Origin of the sequence: Streptomyces swartbergensis, from assembly GCF_002148965.1 — a bacterium.
GTDB lineage: Bacteria > Actinomycetota > Actinomycetes > Streptomycetales > Streptomycetaceae > Streptomyces > Streptomyces swartbergensis.
This window is the reverse complement of sequence record NZ_NGFN01000609.1, coordinates 1-2,434: the sequence shown is the minus strand read 5'-3', so window position 1 is coordinate 2,434 and position 2,434 is coordinate 1. Positions and strand designations below refer to the sequence as shown.

The 2,434-nt window shown below is 67.7% G+C and carries 2 protein-coding genes; one reads left to right on the top strand and one right to left on the bottom strand.

Features of this window, described 5'->3' with window-relative positions; genetic code table 11:
* Window positions 1–603: 603 nt before the first annotated feature.
* A complete protein-coding gene (locus CA983_RS42765) occupies window positions 604–1,251 on the bottom strand; it encodes a TetR/AcrR family transcriptional regulator (protein WP_086606007.1) in 648 nt (215 codons plus the stop codon).
* Window positions 1,252–1,392: 141 nt separating this feature from the next.
* On the opposite strand from CA983_RS42765, the gene CA983_RS42760 reads away from it, so the two are divergent.
* Window positions 1,393–2,331: an MBL fold metallo-hydrolase gene (locus CA983_RS42760; RefSeq protein WP_086606006.1), complete on the top strand. Its 939-nt coding sequence runs from the start codon at window positions 1,393–1,395 to the stop codon at window positions 2,329–2,331.
* The last annotated feature ends 103 nt before the right edge of the window (window positions 2,332–2,434 follow it).

The window sequence follows — 2,434 nt, the reverse complement described above, 5'->3', positions numbered from 1 at the left end:
CCTCCCGCCCCGGCCCGGGACGACCGCCCGGCAGCAAGAACACCCGGCCCACCCCACGCCACGACGTGCACACAGTCCGCAAATCAGGCACTGCGAAACAACGAACCAAGAAGACAACGACCCCACGACCCCGCCGCACAGGTTAAAGATCAAGCTAGCTCGGGTGCTCCCATTGGTGGGGACCGAGCTCACGCCATTCGACTGCGCCAGGGAGATCGAGGTCGTTCTCGTAGCCGGTGAGCGTTTTCAGCGTGGCCACTGATCGGGTGACGCCGGTCAGGTCGAGGTGAGGGCCGCAACGCACAAAGCCCCCGTGCCGTTGAGGGAGGTGCTCGACATCTCAACCCACCGGCACAGGAGCCCTGTTGGTTCCCTAATCCGTAGATAGGGGGGTCTTCGAAGTTGAGCGGTGCGCTGGCTCGGTCTGCTGACGGGACGTCACGGTTCGTGTTGGACCGGGGGGCTTGGCCCTGGAGGCAAGATGCCTGTGGGCCTGCGTGATCATTTGTGTTCTCTACGCAGAACGATCACGCAGGAGCCACGGGCTTGCTTAATCGACGGGCCCACCGGCCTCTTGCCTCAAGGCAGCGTTGAGGGGAACCGTCAGGGTTCCCCGGCATGTGCCTCGTCGGCAAGAAGGCCCAGCAGGATGATGTCGAGCGCCCCGGCGAGGCGCTCGTCCAGGTCGAAGGGGGCCGGTTCCTCGCGGATCCAGCGCAGGATCGTCGAGAAGTAGCAGGCGGCCAGCAGTTGGCCGGCCTGGTCGCAGTCGACGTCCGCCCTGATCTCCCCGCATTGCCGCCCTTGCTCGACAATCCTGGCGAGTTCGACTTCCAGGGATGGGTCCTGCAGGAGGCGCCCGTACCGCGCTGAGGCGTCCATCAGGACGGTGGTCTCGGCACGTGAGGCGACGTTGAGGTCGGCCATCTCCTTCAGGTAGCGGCGCAGCCGGTCGCCGACCGGCAGGTCCTCGGCGTGCTCCGCGCCGAGGATCTCAGCGACGCGGGCACGGCGGCGGACTCCCCATTCCTCGAGGAAGCCGACCTTCTGCGCGAAGTGGTTGAAGACGGTCGCCCGGGCGACATCGGCGGCCTCGGCGATTTGCTCCATGGTGGTCGCCTCGAATCCCTGGGCGACGAAGAGGCCGACCGCCGCCTCATACAGCTGGTCGTGCAGCTTCCGGCGTCTGCGCTCCTGGCGTCCGACGGCCGCGCCGCCCTCGGAGGCGGCTGCCGCGTCCCGGATCTTCATGGCACTCAGTACAGCACAAGGCCGCACGGCTCTTGACCCCACCCCGGGACCATTCTAGATTCCTCTCCACTGCTGGACTCGAGTCCAGTAGTGGATGAAGGTCTCGCGCTGCTGATCGCGGGACGCTGACAAGGAGGCAACGTGGCTTCCGTGACATCCCGGACGGGCCGTGTCGAGCTCGGACACGGCTGTTACGCCTGGATCGCGGGCGATGTCGGATGGGGCATGAGCAACGCCGGGCTGATTACCGGCCGGGGCGAGTCACTGCTCGTCGACACCCTCTACGACCTGCGGCTGACCAAGACCATGCTCGACGCACTGGCGCCGCTCACCGCTCCCGCACCTATCTCCACCGTGGTCAACACCCATGGCAACGGCGACCACTGGTTCGGCAACCAGCTCGTGTCCCACGCCGAGATCATCGCGGCCCGGGGGTCCGTGGCGGACATGCGGCAGGTGGGCCCGGCCGAAATGCACGCACTGACCGGCATGGACAGCCCGGCCGGACACTTCGCCCGCCATATCTTCGGCCGCTTCGACTACACCGGCATCCAACCCGTCCTCCCGCACCGGGTCTTTGACGGCGAGACCGTCATCGACATCGGTGGGACGGAGGTCCGCCTCATCGACGTGGGGCCCGCGCACAGCGCCGGCGACACGATCGTCCACGTGCCGCAGGCCAGGACTGTCTACACCGGCGACATCGTCTTCGCCGGGGCAGCGCCGATCGTCTGGCACGGTCCCTTCACCCGTTGGCTCGCCGCCTGCGACCTGCTGCTGGGCCTCGACGCCGACATCGTCGTACCCGGCCACGGCCCCGTCACCACCAAGCAGTCCGTCCGCGAGATCCGCGACTACCTCGAATACGTCCACGAGCAGGCCACCGCCCGCTTCACCGCCGGCATGCCCGCCATGGACGCGGCACGCGACATCCGCCTTGGCCGCTTCGCCGACCTGGACGAGAGCGAACGCCTCGCCGTCAACGTGCACACCGTCTACCGGGAGCTCGACCCCTCACTGCCCCCGCTCGACGGCCCCGGCCTGTTCGGCTGCATGGCCGAGCTCTGCCCCGGCCTCTGACGCCGCTCCCCGCACCAACGGCTCTCCCCTCCGTCCCCGTCGGGCCGTACGACCCGCCAACCCCTCCAAAGGAGGAGACATGGTCTCCACCCCTGCCTACGAC

Coding starts and splice junctions, on each gene's coding strand:
- CA983_RS42765 (WP_086606007.1), bottom strand. CDS start 1,251: ATGAAGATCCGGGACGCGGCAGCCGCCTCCGAGGGCGGCGCGGCCGTC.